Here is a 21,926-nt window from a genome sequence, read left to right as displayed (position 1 = left end):
TATGAAATTCAAGTTTGATGCCAAACAGGAATACCAGCTCCAGTCGATCAACTCGGTTACTGATCTGTTCGATGGCCAGCCCAACGACGCCGGTGATTTTCTCACTACGTTTCACACCACAAAAGCGCTGCCGGAAACGAGCAACCAAGCCCTCGACATTGATTTGAGCGAGGAAATCGGCGCAGTTGGCAATAACTTCCTGCTAGATGAAGAGACTGTGCTTGAAAACCTCCGGGTTGTGCAAAACCGTCAGGGGCTTAAACCTGCGCGGGAGCTTATCGACGGGCTGCAGTTCGATATCGAGATGGAAACCGGTACCGGGAAGACCTACGTTTACCTCCGGACCATTTTCGAGCTGGCAGAGAAATACAATTTCACCAAGTTTGTCATCCTAGTGCCCAGTGTGGCGATTCGTGAAGGTGTGAAGACCAGCATTGAGTTGATGCATGATCACTTCCGTCAGCTGTACCCGGCGCTGCCATTCGATTCCATGGTCTACAGCGGTAAGAACGCTGAAGAAGTGCAGTCGTTTGCTACGTCGACGAGCATCCAGATCATGATTATGACGATTGGTTCGGTGCGTGGTCGGGGTAATAACTTGATCATGAATCAGACGCGAGACAAGCTTAACGGTTTGCGTCCAATTGATTTTCTGCGCGCTACCCGACCTGTCCTGATCATGGACGAGCCACAAAATATGGAGTCGGAACTGTCGAAGACAGCGCTGGCGGGGATGGACCCCGCTTTCATCCTTCGCTACAGTGCGACACACCGTGAAACGCGCAACGTGACTTACCGGCTGGATCCAGTGGATGCTCATGAACTCGGGCTGGTGAAGCAAATTGTCGTGGCAGAGGCGACGGAGCACGGTGGAGACGCCAAGCCGTACATTAAGCTCTTGAGCGTTGACAGCAATCCGTGGCAGGCTAGTCTGGAGTTGGTGTGCCGTAAGAAGGACGGGTCGCTTGATCGCCAAGTCAAGAAGGTCAAGCAGAACCAGGACCTGGCGAAGGTGACCGGCAACTCTGCGTACGACAACAATTGGCGCATCAATGAAATTAACCTCGATGGTCCTGGGTTTATCGAACTCACCCACCACGGCATTCTGCAGGTCGGAGAATCTATTGGCAGTAATGACGAGGCGGTCTATCGTGAGATGATCCGTGAGACCATTCGTGAGCACTTCCGCAAAGAGTCGCTGCTGCGTAGGCACGGCATCAAGGTGCTGAGTCTGTTCTTCGTCGATAAGGTTGCAAGTTATTTAGGAGAGGGCGCAGATAACGCAACTGCTAACGGGAAGTTTGCACAGTGGTTCGATCAACTATTCCTTGAGGAGAGGGAGCGATTCTCAGAGTACAAGGAGCTATTGCCACAAGATCCGATCGAACTCAGGCGCGCATACTTCTCCCAGATCAAAAAGGGCGTGTACGGGGACACTTCGGGGGAGACCGCTAAGGATGATGACTCATATGACTTAATTATGAAAGACAAGGCGCGTTTGCTGAGCGAAGAGGAACCGGTTCGGTTTATTTTCTCTCACTCCGCTTTGCGGGAGGGTTGGGACAACCCGAACGTGTTCCAGATTTGTACGTTGCGCGAAATGGGTTCTGAAACTGAGCGTCGTCAGACAATCGGACGAGGGTTGCGCCTTCCAGTCAACCGGGACGGTGAACGTGTCGCTGATCGTTCAGTGGCCCAGCTGACTGTTGTCGCTAATGAGTCATACCAAGAGTTCGCCACCAACCTGCAGAAAGAATACAAGAAAGCGGGTGTGGCGATCGGTTACATTCGCAAGGGCGATTTTGCCAAACTTCCAAAGCCAGAATCCGAAGGTCAAGAGAATCTGGGATACAACACTTCGGTAAAGATTTGGGACCAGCTCAAGGATAGGGGATTCCTCAATCAGGACGGCTACGTCACAGAAGCGTTCACTCCAGATTCTGATAACTTCTCTCTTGACTTAGAGGCAGAGTTCAGCCCGGTCGAGGCCGCAATTGTTGAAGTTCTGCGACGGGCTAACATCGCCCATTACGTTAAACCGAAACGAGCACGAACGACCCGCAAGCTAAACAAGCAGCTCTATTTTACGTCGCGTGAGTTTGAAGAGTTCTGGGAGAAGATTAGCCAGCGCACCACCTACAGTGTCTCGGTTGATAGCGATGTGTTGATCAAAAATGCAGTACGTAAGATCGAGAAGGCCGAGGACATCGATCCACTTCGAATCGAGGTGAAAAAGGCAAAGCTGACCATCGCTCGTGGCGGCACTAAAGGAGCGGAAACCAGCAGCCGTACCACTGACCTTCGGGGTGGGTATAAGTTGCCGGATATCGTGTCGGAACTCCAGGAGGCGACGTCGCTGACCCGCAGGACGATTATCGACATTCTCATTCAGAGCGGCCGCCTTGATGAGTTTATTTTAAATCCGAACGATTACATCAAAATGGTCAGGGGAATCGTTGAAGCCGAACTAGCAGCGATTGTGACTGAAGGCGTTCAGTACGAGCGGATCGGCGGCAGTGTGTATTCGCTTACCGAACTCCAAAAAGATGGGCTGGAGGAGAAGCAGTACTTCTTGGACAACCTTTACAAGGTTAAAAACAAAGACAAGACTGACTATGACTTCGTTGTCTACGACTCGGAGACGGAGCGCCAGTTCGCCGAACTTCTCGATGAGCGAGAAGACATCAAGCTGTTTCTGAAACTACCGCCTAAATTCAAGATCGATACACCGGTTGGGCCGTATAACCCGGACTGGGCAATCGTGAAGCATGTGGATGGCGAGGACAGGCTGTACATGATTCGTGAAACCAAGAGCACAATGAGCGAGCACCTGCTGCGTGCCACCGAACAAGCCAAGATCGATGCTGCGACAGAACACTTCAAGACCATTGGAGTGGACTACGCAAAAGCCGCGCCAGGGAAGTGGAATATTTAAGAGTGATTCGTGTACGGTTGTGCCGCTTCGGCAAATAACCCGTTGGCCGCTTTGAGGAATTGTGGATTTGAATCGTTGTACCGATTCGTATCAGTGCCAACAATCTGGGTGAATACCTGACCGCATTTCTTAACCACGCGCAGAGGGGCCAGACACGGGATCCCCCGAGCTCGGCTGTAGAATGGAAGCTGGGCAGCAGGGGCTTGGTCAACCCGAAGCTAGGCCAAATCATCCTCGAAGAAATCATCGTCAATTTTGTAGAGCACAAACTCTCGAGTTTTGTGGACGGCCACTCCGTACGACAGCATCAGGGACGTCAGCTTAAGGCCATCGATGAGGACGATTCTTCCATGTCGGTAATTGGCCGCCGTAGTCTTGGCCCTGTCTTGGAATGACGAGGTTGTGATGAATACACCAAGGTTCGCCCCATGTGAATCTAGAGCACCAATGAAATTGCGAATCTCAGGGTCGCCAACTTTATTGTGGTCCGCGTAACGTTTTGCTTGGATGTAGACATTCGTCAACCCCAGTGCATCCTGCCGGATCACGCCGTCAATACCACCGTCACCAGAACGGCCCACATGCTGTTTTTCACCGTAAGCGCCGCCGTACCCCATAGCCCAGAGCAGCTCGATCACGGCTTTCTCAAAGAATTCAGGAGAGGCCTTTTGGAGCCGACTTCGCAAGGCGGTTTCGGTCTGTGCGTTGAAATCTCGTTCGCCAGCGGATAGGCGCTCGACGGGATCCGCAGTATCTTCGCGGTCCCCGTCCCGTGAAGATTCCAAAGAATCCGATTGCTTACGCTGAGAGATTTCAGTCTGGTAGGTTCGCCAATCGGCCCATTCCAGCATGTCTTTTTCGGAATACTCGGAGAGTGACCGCTGCGCGACGCTTCGGCCGTTCTCCGTAATGCGGTAATGGCCTCTACGAGGGCGTTCCAAAAGACCGGCCAATGTGAGGGCCGAACATGCCCAATTTATCCTGTTGCCATACCGCAATTGTCCTGACGAAATCCGCTCGTTGCGAAGTTCTTGGGACATATCTAGGCTGTCGGCGACCCGCCGGCGAATGTCGTTCATAGAACGTTCGTGCCCATCCGAAAGAATATTGAGCACAGCGGGGCGAAACTGATCGATGGTGGGCATTTGTTCGGCCATCGCGGGCACTTGTTCGGTCATGGGAGCGTATCTTTCCAAGTGATAGTGATGAACGTAAATTACTTCATTTAAGTCACGATTATTCGTTCGGAGTCTTATTCGTCTTTGTGGTCCCGCTCTTTGTAACTCCGCGCATCCGCCCGCAGCCTGTCGTCGATCTCGTCCTGGCCGAAGGCCGCCACGCTCGAGCGGGGAGGGACCTGGATCACGTCCTCGCTGGACATGCCCGCCTGGAGTTCGCGGAATCGGGCGACCTCGGCGTCGAGTTTCAAGCCCATCAGCAACAACGTGTTAGCAATGACCAGGCCTAAAAACAGTGCGATAAGACCACCTAGGGCCCCGTAGGTGCCGAACTCTAGGAAATGGTTCAGGTAGGTGCGCACGCCCAGCCCCACCAACGTCATGGTGACCAGTGCGAATACCGAACCCGTCGTCAGCCAGCGCACCCGCCCATACCGGACGTTCGGCGCCACGTGATACAACACTGCGATCAGCATGATTGACAGCCCGAACACCACCGGCCAGCGCAGGTACCCCCACACTGGCAGGAACTCGTTGAGCACAAAGTCCGCGGCGCCTTCCCAGTTCAGCGGCTCCGCGATGGTGTTCAAGACCGGCTGCAGCAGATCCGCCCGCAGGAAGAACGCCACAGCGATCAGTACCAGGCCGAATACTAGCGCGATCGTTAGACCCCACATCGTCAGCCACGTGCGGGCGAGCGTGCGGCCCTCCTGCCGCCCATACAGCGCATTCGCACTGCGGGAAAACGCGCGAACATACGCCGACGAGGAAAACAGCGCGAACACAACGGAAATAACCAAGGTCCGCACCGACTTATCCGTCGAACCGATGATCTGCTCCACGATCTGGCGGGCCTCGTCCGCGAAACGCCCGGGGACGTTCTCCGTGATGAACTGGTCGGTGATCTCCTTCACGCGCGTGCGATTCTTATCCAGAATCAACGTGGTGATCGCATAGAACGCCATCAGTGTGGGCACCATCGTCAGCAGCGTGAAGAAGCTCAGAATCGCTCCGCGGTCCATCAGGCCCCGGAAAAAGTACTCGATATACAACCGCCTAGCGATGTGCCGCCAGGCCGTGCCGCGGAGCCAGAACTCAGGCCGGCTCACCGTCCGGTGGTACTCACGGGGACTCAGTACCTCCACAGCTGGATGCCCGTTTACCGGCACCACGAATTCGGGTTGCTCAATCCGGTGGGCACCTTGCAGCTCGATCTTCTTGCTCATCGCTACCTAACGTACCTGCTTGGGGGCCTTAATTTTCGACGCCGTGCCGAAGGGTTCGGGTTTGGGACCACAAGATCCCGTTGGAGGTGGCATGGGTAGGGCAAGGCGCTCCCAAGGGGCAGTCAGGCGCGTGGGCAGGTAGGTCGGGGAGTACGGGCGAAGGTGCCCAGCAATGCGAGCGCAATGAGGGTCCACCACAGGTAGGCGTTGCCCACGAATTGCTGCCAGAGGTTCCAGTGCAACTCTCGGTGATCGTTGAATGGCACGTAGAGGGTCGGTTCCAGTGCGAAAGCGGCGAAGCCCGCGACGAGCAGGGCCACCCACATCCAGCGCGGGCCCGCGAGGGGGCGGGCATCTAGGCCCGAACCGGGGGAAGCAGGGGGCACCTCGCGTCGGCTGGCTTCGTGCCAATTCGCTCCCTGCCGGTAAATTTGCCCACCGCTCGATCCGCGGGGACTAGCCAACGCGTAGCAACCAATCGCCACTAACAACACCGGCGCCCAAGACCAGTGGTGCGACCACGAAATCGGACTAGCCAGCAGCGCGAACAGCGCATTAACACACAGCGCCGCAATGGGTGCTCCCGCGCGGAGCAACCGCACCATCACGAAACTCACCACAATGAGCGCCAGGACAACCAGCATCAGCCACAGCTGCGCCCCATACGCGCTGTGCGAACCACTTGCGCCCTGTGCAGTGTTCAGCGCCTCCCCAACCTGTTCGCCCACACCGCCGCCGTCAGCCGCCTTCGCACGCAGACCCATGCGGTAGAGCAATCCGTTCAGGCTCTGATTCAACGCGTATTCCTCGCCGCCGATCCGCCCAGTTTCGCGCAGAGTCTGTGTCCAATACCGCATGGAATCCCGCGGCAGAATCAACCACGCCAGCGCGGTGGCACCCACCGTGCCCGCGCCCATCCGGACCACGGAGCCCCAATCTTTGCGAAGCAAGAACCACAATCCGAATACGGCGGGCGTCAATTTGATAGCAACGGCAAACCCCGTCAACAGGCCACGGAAACGGCGGGGGACCACGAAGGCATCCGCGAACACCATCGCCATCAACAGCACGTTGATCTGACCGTACGTGATGGAGGTATGGATAGGGCTCAGGTGGATCAGCACCGCGGTCAGGGCCACGGCCACCCAGCCGGCGAAATTCCGCTCTACGCGTGCGGCTGAATGCACCGTGTGCGCCACAACCCACCAGGTCACCGCCACGGTCGCGAACGTCAACAACACAGAACTGGCCGTGTACGGCAGCACCGTCAAAGGCGTGAACAACAACGCGGAAATCGGTGGGTACGTAAACGGCAATTCGATATCGCCGATGATGGGGAAGTGCCCGCTGTACAGCTCCAACCCATCCAGCACGCGCTGTGCACCCACGCGGTATACGTCCAGATCCAACCGGTACTGGAGGACCAGGCTGCCGCGCTCCAGGGAAGCCCGTGGGTTAAACAGTGCGACCAACGCCGAAAGCGCACCCACCACACCCAACACGATTTTGTGGCTGGGGCGCAGGTGGATGCGCTTCACAGTTTCTGTAGCTAGGGATTCTGTAGCTAGGGACAAAATATGCTGCCTTTGTCTGGTTCTCCGCGGCGGGAGACCCCAGCAACTACTTCGCCGCGGTCTTCACCCCGGTCTTTGCCTGGGACTTCTTCAGGTAGTTGTACACCATGCCCACCAGGACAACGAACAGCGCCAGGCCAATCCACTGGGCGGTCTTCGCGAAGTCCTCGCCAACCACGGCCAGCGCGGAGCTATCAGAGGTCGCCGCGATGATGCCCGCGTTGAGCACACCGAACAGCGATTCACCCACGATCAAACCGGTGGCCATCAGCACACCCATGCGCTTGGTGCGCTCCGCATTCGCCTGCTTATCGGCCCACTTGTTGTACAGGTAACCCAGCAGGGCACCGATAGGAATGACCAAGGTCAGGGAAGCCGGCAGGTACATGCCCATGCCCACGGCCAGTGGAGGCAGGGAAAACTCACCGGTTTTGGACAGGACCTCGTTGATGACAATCACCACGGCGCCGATCGCCGCACCCAAGCCAATCAGGCCCCAGTCCAGGGAGTTACCGAAAATGCCCTTAGCCACGGAGCTCAGCAGGGCCGCCTGAGGCGCAGGCAGCGCATCCGCACCAGCCCCGGGAGCGCCGGCGAAACCGAAGCCCTTCAGCATCAGTTCCAGAATTGGCGGGATGACAATCGAGCCGAAGATCACACCGAAGACGAGGGCGGCCTGCTGCTTCCACGGGGTCGCGCCCACCAGTTGGCCGGTCTTCAAGTCCTGCAGGTTATCGTTCGAGATCGTCGCGATGCCGAATACCACCGCGGCCGTGAAGAGGGTGTAGGCGACCAGCGCGTCGGCGTCGGCCTCACCCCCAACAACCACCTTGATCAGCAAAGCAGCCGACAACACCACGATGATGCCCACGCCAGAGATCGGGGAGTTCGACGCGCCGATCAGGCCGGCCATGTAACCACAGATGGAAGCCACGATCAGGCCGACCAGGAGGGTGTAGACGATCGACAAGATAATCAGGCCGGTCATGTGGTGGGTGATGGCGGAATCCTTGACGAACAGCCACAGCAGCACACCCACGGGGATCATCGAGGCCAAAGTCACACCTGCGACCACGGGGAAGGGGATGTCTTTTTCGGTGAGGGCTACTTGTTGGCCGGCGTTACGGGCGCGGGACGACGCCATGCTGTCTTTGATTCCCTTGATGATTGGTCCGATGATCTTCAGCAGAGTCCAAACCGCAGCGATCGCCATCGCACCGGCGCCGATGAAACGGACGTCGGAGGCGAAGGTGGAGGACACGATGTCAGAGATATCGCCTTCCGCTGGAATGAGACCGGACGTGCGCAGTGGGAGCAGCACTCCGTAGGAGATGGCGAGGCCGATGATCATCGCGATTCCGACAGAAAGACCGACCAGGTGCCCCACACCGATCAGTGCGAGGGAGAGGGAACCGCCAATCATCGTGCCGCCGGAGCCGACGCGGAAGAACGTGGCGATCTCCGTGGCGGCGACCTTCATCGCACCGAGGATGGCCATGGCCGCGGAGGCCAGGGCGCCGACGATGATCATTCGGAGGCCTTGCTTGTTCTCCTCGTGGGCATCGGTGGAGGTGCTGCTGGTGCTGAGGGTGTTGCTGGCGTTGCCAGTGTTGTCAGTGTTGCCGGTGCTGCTGGTGCTGCCGGTGCTGTCGCCCGCGGATTCAGCAATGACGGTGCCGGCGCCCGTCGTGCCCGTGGCGTCGGCAGCGGGGGTGCTGGCTGGGTTCGTTCCAGCAGTGGCGGCAGCGTTGGCGGCTTGCGCGTTTTGTTCACCTTGAGTGTCACCGACCTTGAGGACCTCCGCAGCGGCCACGCCTTCTGGGAACGGCAGGTCAGAGCCGGTGACGAGCGCGCGGCGCAGCGGGATGGAGAACATCACGCCGAGGATGCCGCCGATCGCGCAGACCGCGGCTGTCGTCCAGTACGGGAAGCCTTGCCACCAGCCGACCATGATGAGGCCGGGGAGGACGAAGATGATCGCCGAGAGGGTGCCCGCGGCAGACGCGATGGTCTGTACGATGTTGTTCTCCTGGATGGAGTGATCCTTGAAGTTACGCAGGATCGCCATGGAGATCACGGCGGCGGGGATGGACGTGGCGAACGTGAGGCCCACGCGGAGGCCCAAGTACACGTTGGCCGCGGTGAAAATCAGAGTGATAATGCCACCGAGGATGACCGCGCGGAGAGTGAACTCTCGCACCGGAGAGGTGGGCTTTGCTTTATCTCGCAGGTCGGCCGGTTGGGCCGAGCCTGCTGAATCAGATGAGCTGGTCATTTGGGAGCTCTTTCTAGCTGCTATGGGTTTGAAATCGGGTGTGTAGGCCAGCGCGTCGGGGCGTGTGACGAGGGTTACGGCTCGTCCGCGATGATCGGCCAGCTAACACAGAACTGATTTACTTGGGGATTTTAGGCCTCGAGAGGTGCAGTTGCCCAATCGGTTATGCGCATTTTTTGCGGAAGGGTGGCGAGTGGGATGGCGGGGATGGCGAGGTTATGGGCAGGGTGGGGGCCTACTCGGACTTCTTTTCAGTGGGAATTGGCATCGATTTGGTGTAAATCATCGAGTGACCTGCGGATTAGGTAAATATTTCCCGTGACGTGTAAAGTTCTGTTCCGTCGCTTGCACACTGATTTCAGTCGCAACTGTGATGTCCTGCCCCGTTCGTCTAGCGGCCTAGGACGCTGGCCTCTCACGCCGGTAACACGGGTTCAAATCCCGTACGGGGTACCAAATCTCAGCGCCCCCACCTTGATTCGAGGTGGAGGCGTTTTTTCGTGTCGCTTCTTTCTGCTTTTTGACCCTTAGCTCTGCTTTTTTGGGGGGTGTTGGGCAGCGTGTTTTAGGGCGTGTTGGGTGGCGTGTTTCTGTGTTGCTTGATATTCGTTCCTGTTTTCTTCGCGCCGGTTGGGTTTGCAGAATGAGATGCGTCGTTGGGTCGGTTTTTGTGTTGTTTCGTTCTGTTTGTTGAACGTAGTTGTGCGGGAGTGCGTGGAATTGAGGGGTGAGGGAGGATCATGTCCATGAAATGGATCATCGGCGCCGCAGGGGTGGAGGCATTTGGGGTGAAACGGGATCAGGTATGAGAAAAGCTTTTTCCGGCTGTTCGCTGGGGGTAAAAATCTCGGGGAGTGAAGATATTCGCAGAAGGGGGGTGAAACGGGCAGCCTGAAAGAGTTTTAGGGAGGGATGCGGACGTGGCGGGTGGGGAAAGCTATATGGGGGAGAAGTGCATAGGTGGCGGTTGCCGAAAATTTTTTGGGCGAGAGGCGCGGGGTGTGGCGGTTGGTGAAAACTCTTTTTGGCGAGAGGCGCGGGGTTTGGCGGTTGCCGAAATTTTTTTTGGGTCGGTGTCCGCTTGGCTATTGCGAACACCAACACCCTCCGCTATGATGGTTGACGTATCACCTACATGGTGGGTGATGTGAACGATAAAATGCTGAACTGTCACCTACATGGTGGGTGATACAGCCAATGAACGTAATTAGACTGACCATTAGGGCAAGACCACAGCCCAACACTCAATACCCGTAGGAGGGTCACCACTATGTTGAACAACCTGTTGAAAACCCAGCCAGAACGATCCTTTATCTCGAAGGCTGGCTCCGTCTTAGGCCGCGCTGCCGTTATGCCACTGTTCATCATCGGCGCACAGAACGCGCTGAAAAACATCGAGGGCGTTGGCGGAATGGCCGATTCTGCAGCGAAGAAGGTCGGCCTGAACAACCTGCCCGTCGAGGGCAAGCACATGGCCACCATCAATGCGTACGCTCAGATGGGACTGGGTTCCGCACTGGCCTTGGGTATCTTCCCACAGCTCAGCGCACTGGGCTTGGTCGGTTCCCTCATTCCAACCACCTTGGTTGGCCACGCTTTCTGGGATCAGGAAACCGAGGAAGACAAGGGCCAGCAGCAGCTGCAGTTCGTTAAGAACCTCGCCGTCATCGGTGGCCTGCTGTACCTGGCTACTCGCGACAACAAGCACTAAACGGGACCGTGGTGGCCGCACGTTAGGCAGGCCCACGTGCCAAGGCTGGTAAGCCATCGCCAATTAACCCAGCGCACACTCGCCACCACCCACAAACCCAGCACCTACCATTTCCGCATCATGCGGATGGTGGGTGCTTTTATGCGCAGACCGCCCAACTCCGGCTGACGGCCTGCGCCTACAACGCCCGCTTACAGCACCAGTCGCTACCCAACTCCGGCTGACGGCCTGCGCCTACGACGCTGCTTGGAACGCTGGTCGCTACCCAACTCCGGCTGACGGCCTGCGCCTACGACGCCCGCTTACAGCACCAGCCGATACCCAACCCCCAGCTCCGTCGTGAAGTACTGCGGATTCGCGGGATCGCGCTCCAGCTTCGCGCGCAGCTGAGACATATACACCCGCAGGTAGTTCGTCTCCTTCTTATATGATTCGCCCCATACCGCCTGTAGCAGCTCCAGCTTCGTCACCAACCGCCCCTGATGGCGAATCAGGTACTCCGCGATTCCCCATTCGCGGGGCGTGAGATGCACCTCCGCACCATCCACTGTCACGCGCTTTTCCGGCAAATCGAACGCCACGCGCCCATCGGAGGTCCACACCACCGGTTGCTCCGCCTCCTCACTGGGGGCCCTGCGTAACGCCGCCCGCAGCCTCGCCAGCAGCTCCCCCACGGCAAACGGCTTGGTCACGTAATCATCGGCGCCCTCATCCAGCGCGTTAATTTTCCCGGCCTCGTCGTGCCGCGCCGAGACCACTAGAACGGGCACATCGCTCCAGCTCCGTAGGGCACGCAGAACGTCTAGGCCGCTCATATCCGGTAGCCCCAGGTCCAGCAGCAGCGCGTGCGGGTGCCACTCGGCGGCCAGCTTGATCGCCGCGCTGGCGGTCTTCGCCACCTTCACGTCATACCCCCGCGCCCGAAGGGTGACGAGCACCGCATTGGCCAAGGGGGCGTCGTCCTCAACCATCAAAATCTTTTCACTGTTCATTCTGGTTCCTTGGGGTTGGCGTTGTTGGTTTCTTTTTTATCCGACGCCACCCTCATCCCCACCCCTGCCGTCCCCGTACGGTGGCGGTCCGTGGAGGTGGGGTGTGGGGCGGCAGTGGGTGTGTGATCCGCGGCGGATGTGAGATCAGTGGGCGCAGCTCCAGCGCGGGGGAGTGTGAGCACCAGCGTCGCGCCTCCGCCGGGCGTGTTGTGTGCTTCCAAGCTACCGCCCATGGCCTCGGCGAATCCGCGGGCGACTGCCAGGCCCAGGCCCAGTCCATTCTGGTTGGCAGATTGATCGCCAAGGCGCTGGAAGGGAGTGAACACGTCGTTGAGCTTCTCTGGTGGAAACCCAGGGCCGTGGTCGCTGATGATGAGTTGCACGGTGCTGGGGGAAGCCGTGTTTGCACTAACACCCTCTTGCGCGCGGATCTCAATGGGCGAATTCGGCGCGTACGTCCGCGCGTTGATCACAATGTTGGCGACAATGCGCTGCACTAAGCCCGTATCACCTACCGCGGGTGCCACCGAGGCATCCACGTGCGATTCGATGTACTGGGCAGCCTCGGGCAGCTCCGCGATAACAGCATCCACCACGTCGGCGTAATTCACCGGGGCGTGATGGACGGTGACGGTGTTGGAGTTCACGCGGCTCATATCCAACAGATTCCCAATGACCGTCTCCAGCCGGTCGGTGCTGGAGGCAATCGTGTCCATCAACAGCGCGCGGGAATCCTCGTCCAGCTCCACGTCGTCCATCGTCAGCCCCGTGATCGCCGCCTTGATCCCCGCCAGCGGGGTGCGCAAGTCGTGAGACACGGCCGTCAACAGGGCCGTACCCACACGGTTTCCCGCCTCCAACGCGGCCGTCGCCCGGCGCATCGCGTGCAGCTGCTCGCGGTCGATAATGGCGGTGATCCGCGCACCGTGAGCCTCGATCATGGCACTTTCCGCCGGTGACAGCTCCCGCCCGCCCAACACGAACCGCATGCCGTCGCCCGCACCCACGTGCGCGGGGGTCTTCTTACCGGGCCATGGCACACCGATCCCACCGGGATCGGTGGTCGCCATCGTCACCCACTTTTTCCGCTCCTTCGAATACTGCTGCAAATCCACGCGCCGCAGGTTGAACGTCTCCCGCAACCGCGATAGCAAACTGTGGATATCATCGCCCTCATCCAGCGCGCCACGCGCGAGGTCGGACAGCACCACCGCCTGGCCTAGCCGTCGGTTGGACTCAGCGCGGCGTCGTTCCGCAATATCCACCACCACCGCGACGGCCACCGAAATAACAAAAAACAAGATGATCTGCACCAGGTTGGCAGGCTCGGTCACCGTGAGTGTGCGATAGGGGTGGGTGAAAAACCAGTTTGCTAGCACAGAACCCAAGGCCACAGCCACAATCGCTGGACCAAAACCACCCGCTAGCGCCGCGAACACCGCGATGGTCAAATACCCCAGCAGGATGGAACCCAGTGCACCTTCCTGGTGATCGAAGGGCGTCATGAACAGGGTTAACAGGATCGGCCCCAGGATCGCCAACGCCCAGCCAGCTCCGCGCCGGGCGGGGCTTAACTGTGGAGTCGTATCCAGCGCTCCAGTGTGCCGGCGCGAACGCCCCACCACGTAGGTTTTCGCCCGTCGCAGCAGCGACCGAACGGTTGAACTGCGCCCGTTCTTCACCGCCGAGCCCACCGTGGACACAATGTGCACGTCAATGCGCCCGGACCCATCGATAATCTTGTGGGCCGTGGAACTAAACAGGCGGCTCATGCGCGTGCCCAGGCCGATCACCAACTGCGACGCATTGACCGTGCGCGCGAACTCCAGCAACGTCTTGGCCACATCGTCGCCCTCGATGACGCGCCACTGGCCGTCGAGGGATTCCGTCAGCTCCTGCAATCGGCGCAACCGCCGTGGCACGTCGCCCTCCAGGGCCCCATCGGCACCTGAGACGAACACCACGAGCATTTCGCGCCCGGCCACACGCTCGGTGATGCGCGCACCACGGCGGATCAGGGCCTCGGAGACATCATCGCCTTGAACTGCTACGACCACACGCTCGCGGGCGGGCCAGTTGTCCTGGATCTTTTCGTCCTCACGGTACTTCTCCAGTACCTCGTCGACCTTGTCGGCCAGCCACAGCAGGCTCAGCTCGCGCAGGGCTGTCAGGTTGCCGACCCGGAAGTAGCTGTTCAGTGCGGTTTCAGCCTGCTGTTGTCGATACACCTCACCGCGCGCCAGGCGAATGCGCAGAGCATCGGGGGAGAGGTCCACCAGCTCGATCTCATCGGCATCGCGCAGTACCTGATCCGGCACGGTCTCGCGCTGTCGCGTTCCCGTCACGGCGGAGACCACATCGTTGAGCGATTCCACATGCTGGATATTCATCGTGGAGATCACGTCGATTCCGGCGTCCAGCAGGGCATACACATCGTGCCAACGCTTTGCGCCCTCCGCCGGCCGGTCTCCATCGGAATCCTGCGCGCCCACGATGGTGTGCGCCAACTCGTCGACCAGCACCACCTGCGGGTGCGCGGCCAGCGCGGCCTCAAGGTCCATCTCGTCGTACTCGCCACCGCGGTGCGCCACCATTTTGCGTGGCAGAATCGGCAAGCCCTCGGTTAGCGCCCGCGTGCGCTCGCGCCCATGGTCTTCCACGATGCCGACCAGCACATCGTGCCCGCGATCAACCAGGTCATGCGCCTCACTGAGCATCGCGCACGTCTTACCCACACCCGGCGCAAATCCCAGATAGACCTTAAGCTTGCCCCGCTGTCCCATGGTCGCTGTTGTCTCCTCGTTGTTGTCACGGCCGCGCCGGCCTTCGTAGTGCCTTTTTACACCGACGCCCCCCGCCGCGACCGAACCTCGAATCACAACGGGGAGCAGGGGTTGCCCACTTAGCTCATGTCGCTGAGGGCCTTGTTCAACTTCACGACATTCACCGGGGCGCCATCCCGGTTGCCGGTGAAGTTGCCTTCCGTGGCATCGGCGATCAACTGGTCCACGCGGGCCTTGTCGATCCCGCGTTCCTTCGCCACACGCGGGGCCTGCAGCTGCGCATACCGGGTGGAGATGTGTGGGTCCAGGCCAGAGCCCGAGGACGTCACGGCATCTACCGGAACGTCGTTGGGGGAGACGTTTTCGCGTGCAGCGACCTCATCACGCTGCTTTGCAATGGCCGCTTGCAGGTCCTTGCTAGAGGGGGAGAGGTTCGTGGCGGAGGAGCTCATGGCGTCGAAACCATCATCCCCAGCGGCAGAGGGTCGAGGGTAGAAGAAACCCGGAGCGGTGACCTCTTGGGCAATCAGGGTGGAACCCGCTGGTTCGCCCTGTGAGTTGGTGATCATAGAGCCATCGGTCTTGGCCGGCATGATGCGGCCTACACCCACCATCGCGATGGGGTAGACGATGCCCAGGATCAGGGTGAGCAAGAAGAAGATGCGCACCGTAGTGGAGGCTAGGCGCAGGCCGTTGCCGGATGGAGCTTTAGCCATTGTTTTTCCTTTCTGGAGGGCTGTGGGGTGGCAGCAGGGGTTATGGGGTGGTAGCAGGGGCTGTGGGGTGGCAGCAGGAGCTGCGGGGTTGTAGCAGGGGCAGAACCAGCAGATATACCCGCCCGGCCTATAACCCGAATACCCCGGAGATAATGAGGTCGATGATCTTGATGCCGATGAACGGCACGATTACTCCACCCAAGCCGAAGATCATGAGGTTGCGGGACAGTAATGCGGCCGCCGAACCTGCGCGGTACTTCACACCTTTCAGCGCCAGCGGGATCAACGCGATGATGATCAGCGCGTTGAAGATGACTGCGGAGAGAATGGCTGACTCCGGAGAATGCAGGCGCATGATGTTCAACGCGGACAGGCCGGGGAAAGCTACGACGAACATTGCGGGAATGATGGCGAAGTACTTGGCAATATCGTTGGCAATACTGAACGTGGTCAGCGCCCCGCGGGTAATCAGCAGCTGCTTTCCGATGGCCACCACGTCGATCAACTTGGTGGGATCCGAATCCAGATCCACCATGTTGCCGGCCTCCTTGGCCGCGGTGGTACCGGTGTTCATGGCCACACCCACGTCGGCCTGCGCGAGGGCAGGGGCATCGTTGGTGCCGTCACCGGTCATGGCAACCAAGCGGCCCTTGGCTTGTTCCTTGCGGATTAGCTCCAGCTTCTGCTCAGGGGTGGCCTCGGCCAGCACGTCGTCCACTCCGGCCTCCGCGGCGATGGCCTTGGCGGTCAGGGCATTATCGCCCGTGACCATGACGGTACGAATGCCCATTTTGCGTAGTTGTTCGAAACGTTCAGTCATGCCCGGCTTGACTACGTCCTTGAGGTGGATGACGCCCAGGACGCGCCCGGCGCGGTCTTCACCTTGGGGATCTAATGCGATCTCGGCTACGACCAGTGCAGTTCCACCGTTATTGGAAATGTCGTTAACCACGTCCGTGGTCGCGGTGGGGACCTCGCCGCCCAGCGTCGCCACCAATTTGGTCACTTCCGATGCCGCGCCCTTGACGATCTTGCGTGCGCGAGCCTGGCCGGTGGCCCCGACCCATTCGGTGTACTCCCCGGCACCGGCGGGCAACGTGATGCCACTCATGCGGGTTTGCGCAGTGAAGGGGATGAACTCGGCTTCGCGGAAGGTCACGTCCGGAATGGCCCGGCCGGATTCCTTCTGGGCCAACAGGACGATAGAGCGCCCCTCGGGGGTTTCATCGGCAAGGGAGGAAAGCTGGCACGCGTAGGTCAGTTCTTCCTTGGTGGTATCGCCCACGGCCACGAACTCGCTGGCTTGGCGGTCACCAATGGTGATGGTGCCGGTCTTATCCAACAGCAACGTGGCCACGTCACCGGCGGCTTCCACCGCGCGACCGGACATGGCCAGCACGTTGTGCTGAACCAACCGGTCCATGCCCGCAATACCAATTGCGGACAGCAGCGCACCAATGGTGGTGGGGATCAAGCACACTAGCAATGCCACCAGCACAACCGGGGATTGCTCGGCGCCGTTAAAGGCTGCCATCGGGGCCAGTGCCAGCACCACGATCATGAAGATGATCGTTAGCACGATGAGTAAAGTGCCCAGCGCGACCTCGTTGGGAGTCTTCTTGCGTTCCGCGCCTTCCACCAGGCCGATCATGCGGTCCATGAAGGATTCCCCGGCCTTGCTGGTCACTCGCACCGCGATGGCATCGGAGAGCACGCGCGTACCGCCGGTGACCGCGGAGCGATCACCACCGGACTCGCGGATCACGGGCGCGGATTCACCCGTGACAGCAGATTCATCCACGCTGGCGGCACCCATGACCACGTCACCATCGGCGGGGATCACGTCCCCAGCGCTGACCAGCACAATATCGCCAGGAACCAGGGACTCGCTGGAGACCTCTTCGGCCACGTCCCGCACACCCGCACCGGAGTTCTCCAGGGCCGGGGCCAAGGCGGCATCCGCGATATCGGCACCCGTGAACTTCAAAGCGTTCGAGGACGTGCGGGTCGCACGCAATGCATCGGCTTGCGCCTTACCGCGCCCCTCGGCCACGGATTCCGCCAGCGTGGCGAACAGAACTGTCAGCCACAGCCACACCGTGATCGACCACGTGAACAGGGAAGGGTGCGCAATCGCCAGCACCAGCGTGAACAGCGCGCCCACTTCCACCAGGAACATCACGGGGGTTTTGTACAGCACACGCGGGTCCATCTTCTTGATGGCCAGCGGCAAAGCTGCTTTCAGTTGCGCCACAGAAAACGTACCGCCGGGCTTTTTCCCGCCGTGTGATGATCGGTTCGGGGAGCGCGGGGCGTCGGGATTAAGGCGAACAGCATCGCCGGAAGTAGAAAGATGTGCGGTTGTCATGACAAAGCCTCCGTCAATGGGCCGAGGACCAAGGTAGGCAGGAAGGTCAGGGCGCCAACAATGATGGCGATGCCGACCATCACGCCCACGAATTGCGGATGGTGAGTAGGTAGAGTTCCGGCAGTTTCCGCAGCCGGTTTTTGCGTGGCGAAGTCACCGGCCAGCGCCAGCGCCATAATGATGGGCAGGAACCGACCAAGCAGCATGCACAAGCCCAAAGTGATGTTGAACCACGGGGTATCCGCGCCGAAGCCAGCAAACGCAGAACCGTTGTTGTTGGAGGCCGAGGTGTAGGCATACACCAGGTCGCTAAACCCGTGTGGACCCGATGCGGAAACGGCATCGCGGGTGGATGGAAGCATGGCTGAAACACCCACACCCGCCAACACCAACGCCGGCATCACGAGGATGTACAGGCTCACCTTGGTGATCTCCGAAACACCAATTCGCTTGCCCAAGTACTCCGGGGTACGGCCCACCATCAGCCCGGCTACGAACACACTCAACAGTGCGATCATCAACATGCCGTATAGGCCGGTGCCCACTCCGCCTGGAGAAATCTCGCCCAACATCATGTCCAGAATCAACATGCCACCGGCCAGTGGGTGGTAGCTGGAATGGAACGAATCAACCGCACCCGTGGAGGTCATCGTTGTGGTCACGGCAAAGAACGACGATGGCAGTACACCTAGGCGGTATTCCTTGCCCTCCATACCGCCACCTTGGAATGCGGCCAAGGAGGTCTCGCTGGACATCACCACAGCCAGAGAGCCGAAGTACAACACGGCCATTGCAGCCAGAACGGCCCAGCCCTGACGGGTATCACCAATCATTTTCCCGAAGGTCCGGGTGAGGCTCACGGGGATTACCAGGATCAAGAAGATCTCCAGCATGTTGGTCCATGCGTTCGGGTTTTCATACGGGTGGGCGGAGTTCGCGTTGAAGTAACCACCGCCGTTCGTGCCCAGTTCCTTGATGACTTCCTGGGACGCCACCGCACCACCCGGAATGGTCTGCTGACCACCGGTGATCGTTTGCACCGTCGTGGGGGCATGGAAGTTCTGGATCGCACCTTGCGAAATTAACAGGACCGCACCAATGACCGCCATCGGCAGCAGCACGCGGAAAACGGCACGGGTGAGGTCCACCCAGAAGTTGCCGATCTCCCCATTACCCAGCCGATTGGCCAACCCGCGGATCAGTGCAATAGCCACGGTGATACCCACAGCTGCAGACACAAAATTCTGCACGGCCAGGCCGGCCATCTGCGTGAGGATGCTCATGGCCACTTCACCGGAATAGGACTGCCAGTTTGTGTTTGTGGTGAACGAGACCGCGGTGTTCCACGCCTGATCCCACGTCACCGGCTCCTTGCCGTGGTTCAGTGGCAACCATTGCTGCACGCGCTGCAGCAGGTACAGGAACACCAGGCTGATAGTGGAAAACGCCAATACGCTGGCCGCGTAACGCGTCCACTTTTGTTGCCCGTCGGGATTCACACCCGTGAGCCGATACACCAGCTTCTCGAAACCCGTATGTGCAGAGCCCGATTGCCCGGGACCCGCTTGCCCGGGACCCGTAAACACCCTGGCCATGTAATTGCCCAAAGGTACGTACACACCCGCCAGGGCAATCAGAACGATGATGACAGGGATCCACCCTGTGATCGTGCCGGTCATGAGAACTTCTCCGGGTTCAGCAACGCGATCAGTAGGTAGATGATGGCGAGGATTCCCAGAATCGCCCCGACAACCAATTCCCAACTCATAGCTTGTCCACCGCCTTGACAGCGGCACCCATTGCGCCGAAGAGGGCACAGGTCACTGCGACCATTAAAACGTCATAAAGCATGCTGATGATCTCAGCACCGCGCCCGCCGCATCCCAACGTTTTTTGACGCTTTCTTAACGACCCGCCCCTTTCTAACCGACGCCCCTCGCACCCTTCATCCTCGTTCTCCGTTAGTGTGTCGCCACTCTCGGTCACGTTTCTTCTTCGGGTTCACGTTCCTTCTTCGGAGGGGCACGTTTCTTCTTCAGGGTCACGTATCTACTTCGGAGGGGCACGTTTCTTCTTCGGGGTCACGTTCCTCCCTAGGGTTAAATGAATAGTGCAGGCCGCGCAAGAAGCATTGGAGGATGACTGAGATGACAGCGAATGACCAACGGAATATGAACGGTGGGGCGGCGGGGGGCGTCGGCCAACAGGGGGACAACGCAGCCGAGTTAGACGGTGCCACCGGTTTGAGCGATGCCATGACAACGGCCTTCGAGGCGGGGATTGCAACGCGCCGGGAGGTCATGGGGGACGAGTTTGTGGATGCGGCATTGCTACGGAATGCGGGCAAGGACGGGGAGGAACTGCAAAAGCATGTGACTGCGACCGTGTGGGGAGCTGTGTGGAACCGGCCGGGATTGGCGAAGCGCGATCGTAGTTTGTTGAACATTGGCATGCTGGTGGCGCTGCGGGCGACCGAGGAGTTGCGCGGACATGTACGTGGTGGCTTAGAAAATGGTCTGACGCGGGAGGAGATCACCGAAGCGGTGATCCATGCCTCGGGTTACTGTGGCGCTCCGGCGGCTTTGAGCGCGATGAAGGTGGTCCAGGAGGTTCTGGAAAAGGAATTGGGGCCGCGGGAGTAAGTACTGGTGTGGCTGGGGTGGGGCTGGTGCGGTTGGGGTGGGGGCCGGTGCGGCTGAGCAAGTGTTAGCGCGGTTGAGGTGGGGGCCGGTCCGGCTGAGCAAGTGTTAGCACAGTTGAGGTGGGAGCCGGTCCGGCTGAGGTGGGGGCCGGCACGAGCCCCCGTTGACCTGTCCAAGCTTTCAGTTAGTTGATATGACAACTACCGGGCGGGCGGAGTAGTATTTTCCGCATGTCTAATGGAGAAAATCAAAGGGCGGGACTGAGTCGCGGGACCATTGTCGTCTTAGCTTTGGGCGGGGGTTTCGCGCCTTTCGCGATCGATGCCTACGTGCCGGGGTTGGATCAAATTGCTCACGAATTCGATGTGAGCGCATCGGTCGCTCAGTTGAGCCTGACCGGTTTCTTGGTGACGATGGGGTTGGCGCAGCTGCTGATTGGTCCATTGTCGGATCAACGGGGCAGGCGCCGGTTGCTCCTGATAGGGCTGGGTGGATCCGTTATTGCCTCAATTGTGGCAGCTATGGCACCTTCGATCTTGGTGCTTATCATCGCCCGCATGCTACAAGGATTCTTTGGCGCCGCGGGAGTGGTGCTATCTAAAGCGATCATTGCCGATTTAGGCCGGGGAGTGGGTGTGGCCAAAGCGTTTTCCACGTTGATGGCCGTGCAATCCATCGCTCCCGTCATTGCCCCAGCCATTGGTGGCTTCTTGGTGCCCGCGTTTGGCTGGCGTTCGGTATTTGTATTCCTAGCGCTTTTGGCTTTCGGGACACTGGTTGGAGCTTATTGGATGGTTCCGGAAACATTGCCGGAAGAGGCTAGGAATACCAATGGGTTCCGAAAAATTTTCGGGTCCATGGGCAAGCTGCTTACTGAACCTTCCTTCCTATTTACTCTGCTGATGTTCGTATCGGCCTTCGCTGTGATGTTTTCCTATATCGCCGGTAGTTCGTTCATTATGATTCGCCTCAATGGCTTTAGTACGGCTCAGTACTCGGTTATGTTCACCATTAATTCCGCAACGCTGGTGATTGCAAACTTGCTGAATTCCCGGATTGTGACCAAGGTGCCCGTGTTGAAGTGGGTGAGCATCGTGACGGGGGTCATGGGCGCAGCGGTGCTGTGGATCCTGGTGACGGTCCTTGTATTCGATGCCGCCGCCATTCCTCTCATGATTGGGTTCTTTATCCTCGTGGGGTCGAATGGTTTCTTGTTCCCGAATACCGTGGCGCTGGCGATGCAGGCTTCCGAGGGGCGCACGGGCTCCGGCTCGGCGCTGCTAGGGGCATTCCAATTCACCTTCGCGGCAGGAATCGCACCTTTGACAGGTGTGGGCGATGGTTCGTCGGCTCTGCCGATGGCGCTGGTGATGACAGTTGGAGCGGCAATCCTAGCGGGTGGGGTGACCGGGTTGCGCGCAGTAACATCCAACGCGCAGAAGGATTAGGGTTCACTGACTGCGTTGCCGGTGGTTGCGGCTGCGGTGCCGGCGGTTGCGGCTGTATTGCCGTTGGTTGCGGTCGAA

At 59.3% G+C, this 21,926-nt stretch carries 14 protein-coding genes and 1 tRNA gene; 5 read left to right on the top strand and 10 right to left on the bottom strand.

What is annotated here, in order from left to right; genetic code table 11:
- Window position 1: 1 nt before the first annotated feature.
- Complete coding sequence (locus CAURIC_RS06520; RefSeq protein WP_035114009.1) at window positions 2–2,935, top strand: restriction endonuclease; 2,934 nt, start codon at window positions 2–4, stop codon at window positions 2,933–2,935.
- A 218-nt stretch (window positions 2,936–3,153) separates the two neighbouring features.
- Here the strand turns inward: CAURIC_RS06520 and CAURIC_RS06515 are convergent, their stop codons facing one another.
- From CAURIC_RS06515 to CAURIC_RS06500, 4 genes are all read right to left on the bottom strand, one after another.
- Window positions 3,154–4,113, bottom strand: coding sequence for a restriction endonuclease (locus CAURIC_RS06515; RefSeq protein WP_035114007.1), 960 nt, complete (start codon window positions 4,111–4,113; stop codon window positions 3,154–3,156).
- Window positions 4,114–4,187: 74 nt separating this feature from the next.
- Window positions 4,188–5,339 carry a YihY/virulence factor BrkB family protein gene (locus CAURIC_RS06510; protein ID WP_052094986.1) on the bottom strand — a complete coding sequence of 384 codons (1,152 nt, stop codon included), beginning with the start codon at window positions 5,337–5,339 and terminating at the stop codon, window positions 4,188–4,190.
- A gap of 122 nt (window positions 5,340–5,461) precedes the next feature.
- Window positions 5,462–6,913: a glycosyltransferase 87 family protein gene (locus CAURIC_RS06505; protein WP_290182167.1), complete on the bottom strand. Its 1,452-nt coding sequence runs from the start codon at window positions 6,911–6,913 to the stop codon at window positions 5,462–5,464.
- A 46-nt stretch (window positions 6,914–6,959) separates the two neighbouring features.
- On the bottom strand, window positions 6,960–9,188 hold the full coding sequence (locus CAURIC_RS06500; RefSeq protein WP_084588149.1) for an OPT family oligopeptide transporter: 2,229 nt from the start codon (window positions 9,186–9,188) through the stop codon (window positions 6,960–6,962).
- 380 nt (window positions 9,189–9,568) lie between these two features.
- On the opposite strand from CAURIC_RS06500, the gene CAURIC_RS06495 reads away from it, so the two are divergent.
- Both CAURIC_RS06495 and CAURIC_RS06490 read left to right on the top strand, forming a co-directional pair.
- Window positions 9,569–9,644, top strand: a tRNA-Glu gene (locus tag CAURIC_RS06495).
- An 814-nt stretch (window positions 9,645–10,458) separates the two neighbouring features.
- Entirely contained in the window at window positions 10,459–10,899 is a 441-nt protein-coding gene (locus tag CAURIC_RS06490; protein WP_052094984.1) for a DoxX family protein, read from the top strand.
- A 302-nt stretch (window positions 10,900–11,201) separates the two neighbouring features.
- Here CAURIC_RS06490 and CAURIC_RS06485 read toward each other — a convergent pair whose 3' ends face one another.
- The 6 genes from CAURIC_RS06485 to CAURIC_RS06460 all read right to left on the bottom strand — a co-directional run bounded on the left by CAURIC_RS06485 (window position 11,202) and on the right by CAURIC_RS06460 (window position 19,526).
- Window positions 11,202–11,891 (bottom strand): winged helix-turn-helix domain-containing protein, encoded by a 690-nt coding sequence (locus CAURIC_RS06485; protein ID WP_070435107.1) that lies wholly within the window; start codon window positions 11,889–11,891, stop codon window positions 11,202–11,204.
- Window positions 11,888–14,674 carry a DUF4118 domain-containing protein gene (locus tag CAURIC_RS06480; RefSeq protein ID WP_084588148.1) on the bottom strand — a complete coding sequence of 929 codons (2,787 nt, stop codon included), beginning with the start codon at window positions 14,672–14,674 and terminating at the stop codon, window positions 11,888–11,890. The genes CAURIC_RS06485 and CAURIC_RS06480 overlap by 4 nt, the downstream gene beginning before the upstream one ends.
- 119 nt (window positions 14,675–14,793) lie before the next feature.
- Window positions 14,794–15,390, bottom strand: a complete 597-nt coding sequence (gene kdpC / locus CAURIC_RS06475; RefSeq protein WP_290182161.1) for a K(+)-transporting ATPase subunit C — start codon at window positions 15,388–15,390, stop codon at window positions 14,794–14,796.
- A 127-nt stretch (window positions 15,391–15,517) separates the two neighbouring features.
- Complete coding sequence (gene kdpB / locus CAURIC_RS06470; RefSeq protein WP_035114006.1) at window positions 15,518–17,758, bottom strand: potassium-transporting ATPase subunit KdpB; 2,241 nt, start codon at window positions 17,756–17,758, stop codon at window positions 15,518–15,520.
- On the bottom strand, window positions 17,755–19,437 hold the full coding sequence (gene kdpA / locus CAURIC_RS06465; RefSeq protein ID WP_290182160.1) for a potassium-transporting ATPase subunit KdpA: 1,683 nt from the start codon (window positions 19,435–19,437) through the stop codon (window positions 17,755–17,757). The genes kdpB and kdpA overlap by 4 nt, the downstream gene beginning before the upstream one ends.
- Window positions 19,434–19,526 carry a potassium-transporting ATPase subunit F gene (locus tag CAURIC_RS06460; RefSeq protein ID WP_035114004.1) on the bottom strand — a complete coding sequence of 31 codons (93 nt, stop codon included), beginning with the start codon at window positions 19,524–19,526 and terminating at the stop codon, window positions 19,434–19,436. The genes kdpA and CAURIC_RS06460 overlap by 4 nt, the downstream gene beginning before the upstream one ends.
- A gap of 487 nt (window positions 19,527–20,013) precedes the next feature.
- On the opposite strand from CAURIC_RS06460, the gene CAURIC_RS06455 reads away from it, so the two are divergent.
- Together CAURIC_RS06455 and CAURIC_RS06450 are read left to right on the top strand one after the other, a co-directional pair.
- Window positions 20,014–20,400, top strand: a complete 387-nt coding sequence (locus CAURIC_RS06455; protein ID WP_035114157.1) for a carboxymuconolactone decarboxylase family protein — start codon at window positions 20,014–20,016, stop codon at window positions 20,398–20,400.
- A gap of 230 nt (window positions 20,401–20,630) precedes the next feature.
- Complete coding sequence (locus tag CAURIC_RS06450) at window positions 20,631–21,848, top strand: multidrug effflux MFS transporter (protein ID WP_035115170.1); 1,218 nt, start codon at window positions 20,631–20,633, stop codon at window positions 21,846–21,848.
- The last annotated feature ends 78 nt before the right edge of the window (window positions 21,849–21,926 follow it).

It is taken from the genome of Corynebacterium auriscanis (assembly GCF_030408435.1).
Lineage (GTDB): Bacteria > Actinomycetota > Actinomycetes > Mycobacteriales > Mycobacteriaceae > Corynebacterium > Corynebacterium auriscanis.
This window is presented reverse-complemented; position numbering and strand designations above follow the sequence as displayed.

Excerpts from the sequence above, each read along its gene's own strand:
- CAURIC_RS06520 (WP_035114009.1), top strand. The coding sequence starts at position 2 with ATGAAATTCAAGTTTGATGCCAAACAGGAATACCAGCTCCAGTCGATC.
- CAURIC_RS06515 (WP_035114007.1), bottom strand. The coding sequence starts at position 4,113 with ATGACCGAACAAGTGCCCGCGATGGCCGAACAAATGCCCACCATCGAT.
- CAURIC_RS06510 (WP_052094986.1), bottom strand. The coding sequence starts at position 5,339 with ATGAGCAAGAAGATCGAGCTGCAAGGTGCCCACCGGATTGAGCAACCC.
- CAURIC_RS06500 (WP_084588149.1), bottom strand. The coding sequence starts at position 9,188 with ATGACCAGCTCATCTGATTCAGCAGGCTCGGCCCAACCGGCCGACCTG.
- CAURIC_RS06490 (WP_052094984.1), top strand. The coding sequence starts at position 10,459 with ATGTTGAACAACCTGTTGAAAACCCAGCCAGAACGATCCTTTATCTCG.
- CAURIC_RS06485 (WP_070435107.1), bottom strand. The coding sequence starts at position 11,891 with ATGAACAGTGAAAAGATTTTGATGGTTGAGGACGACGCCCCCTTGGCC.
- CAURIC_RS06480 (WP_084588148.1), bottom strand. The coding sequence starts at position 14,674 with ATGGGACAGCGGGGCAAGCTTAAGGTCTATCTGGGATTTGCGCCGGGT.
- kdpC (WP_290182161.1), bottom strand. The coding sequence starts at position 15,390 with ATGGCTAAAGCTCCATCCGGCAACGGCCTGCGCCTAGCCTCCACTACG.
- kdpB (WP_035114006.1), bottom strand. The coding sequence starts at position 17,758 with ATGACAACCGCACATCTTTCTACTTCCGGCGATGCTGTTCGCCTTAAT.
- kdpA (WP_290182160.1), bottom strand. The coding sequence starts at position 19,437 with ATGACCGGCACGATCACAGGGTGGATCCCTGTCATCATCGTTCTGATT.
- CAURIC_RS06460 (WP_035114004.1), bottom strand. The coding sequence starts at position 19,526 with ATGAGTTGGGAATTGGTTGTCGGGGCGATTCTGGGAATCCTCGCCATC.
- CAURIC_RS06455 (WP_035114157.1), top strand. The coding sequence starts at position 20,014 with ATGACAACGGCCTTCGAGGCGGGGATTGCAACGCGCCGGGAGGTCATG.
- CAURIC_RS06450 (WP_035115170.1), top strand. The coding sequence starts at position 20,631 with ATGTCTAATGGAGAAAATCAAAGGGCGGGACTGAGTCGCGGGACCATT.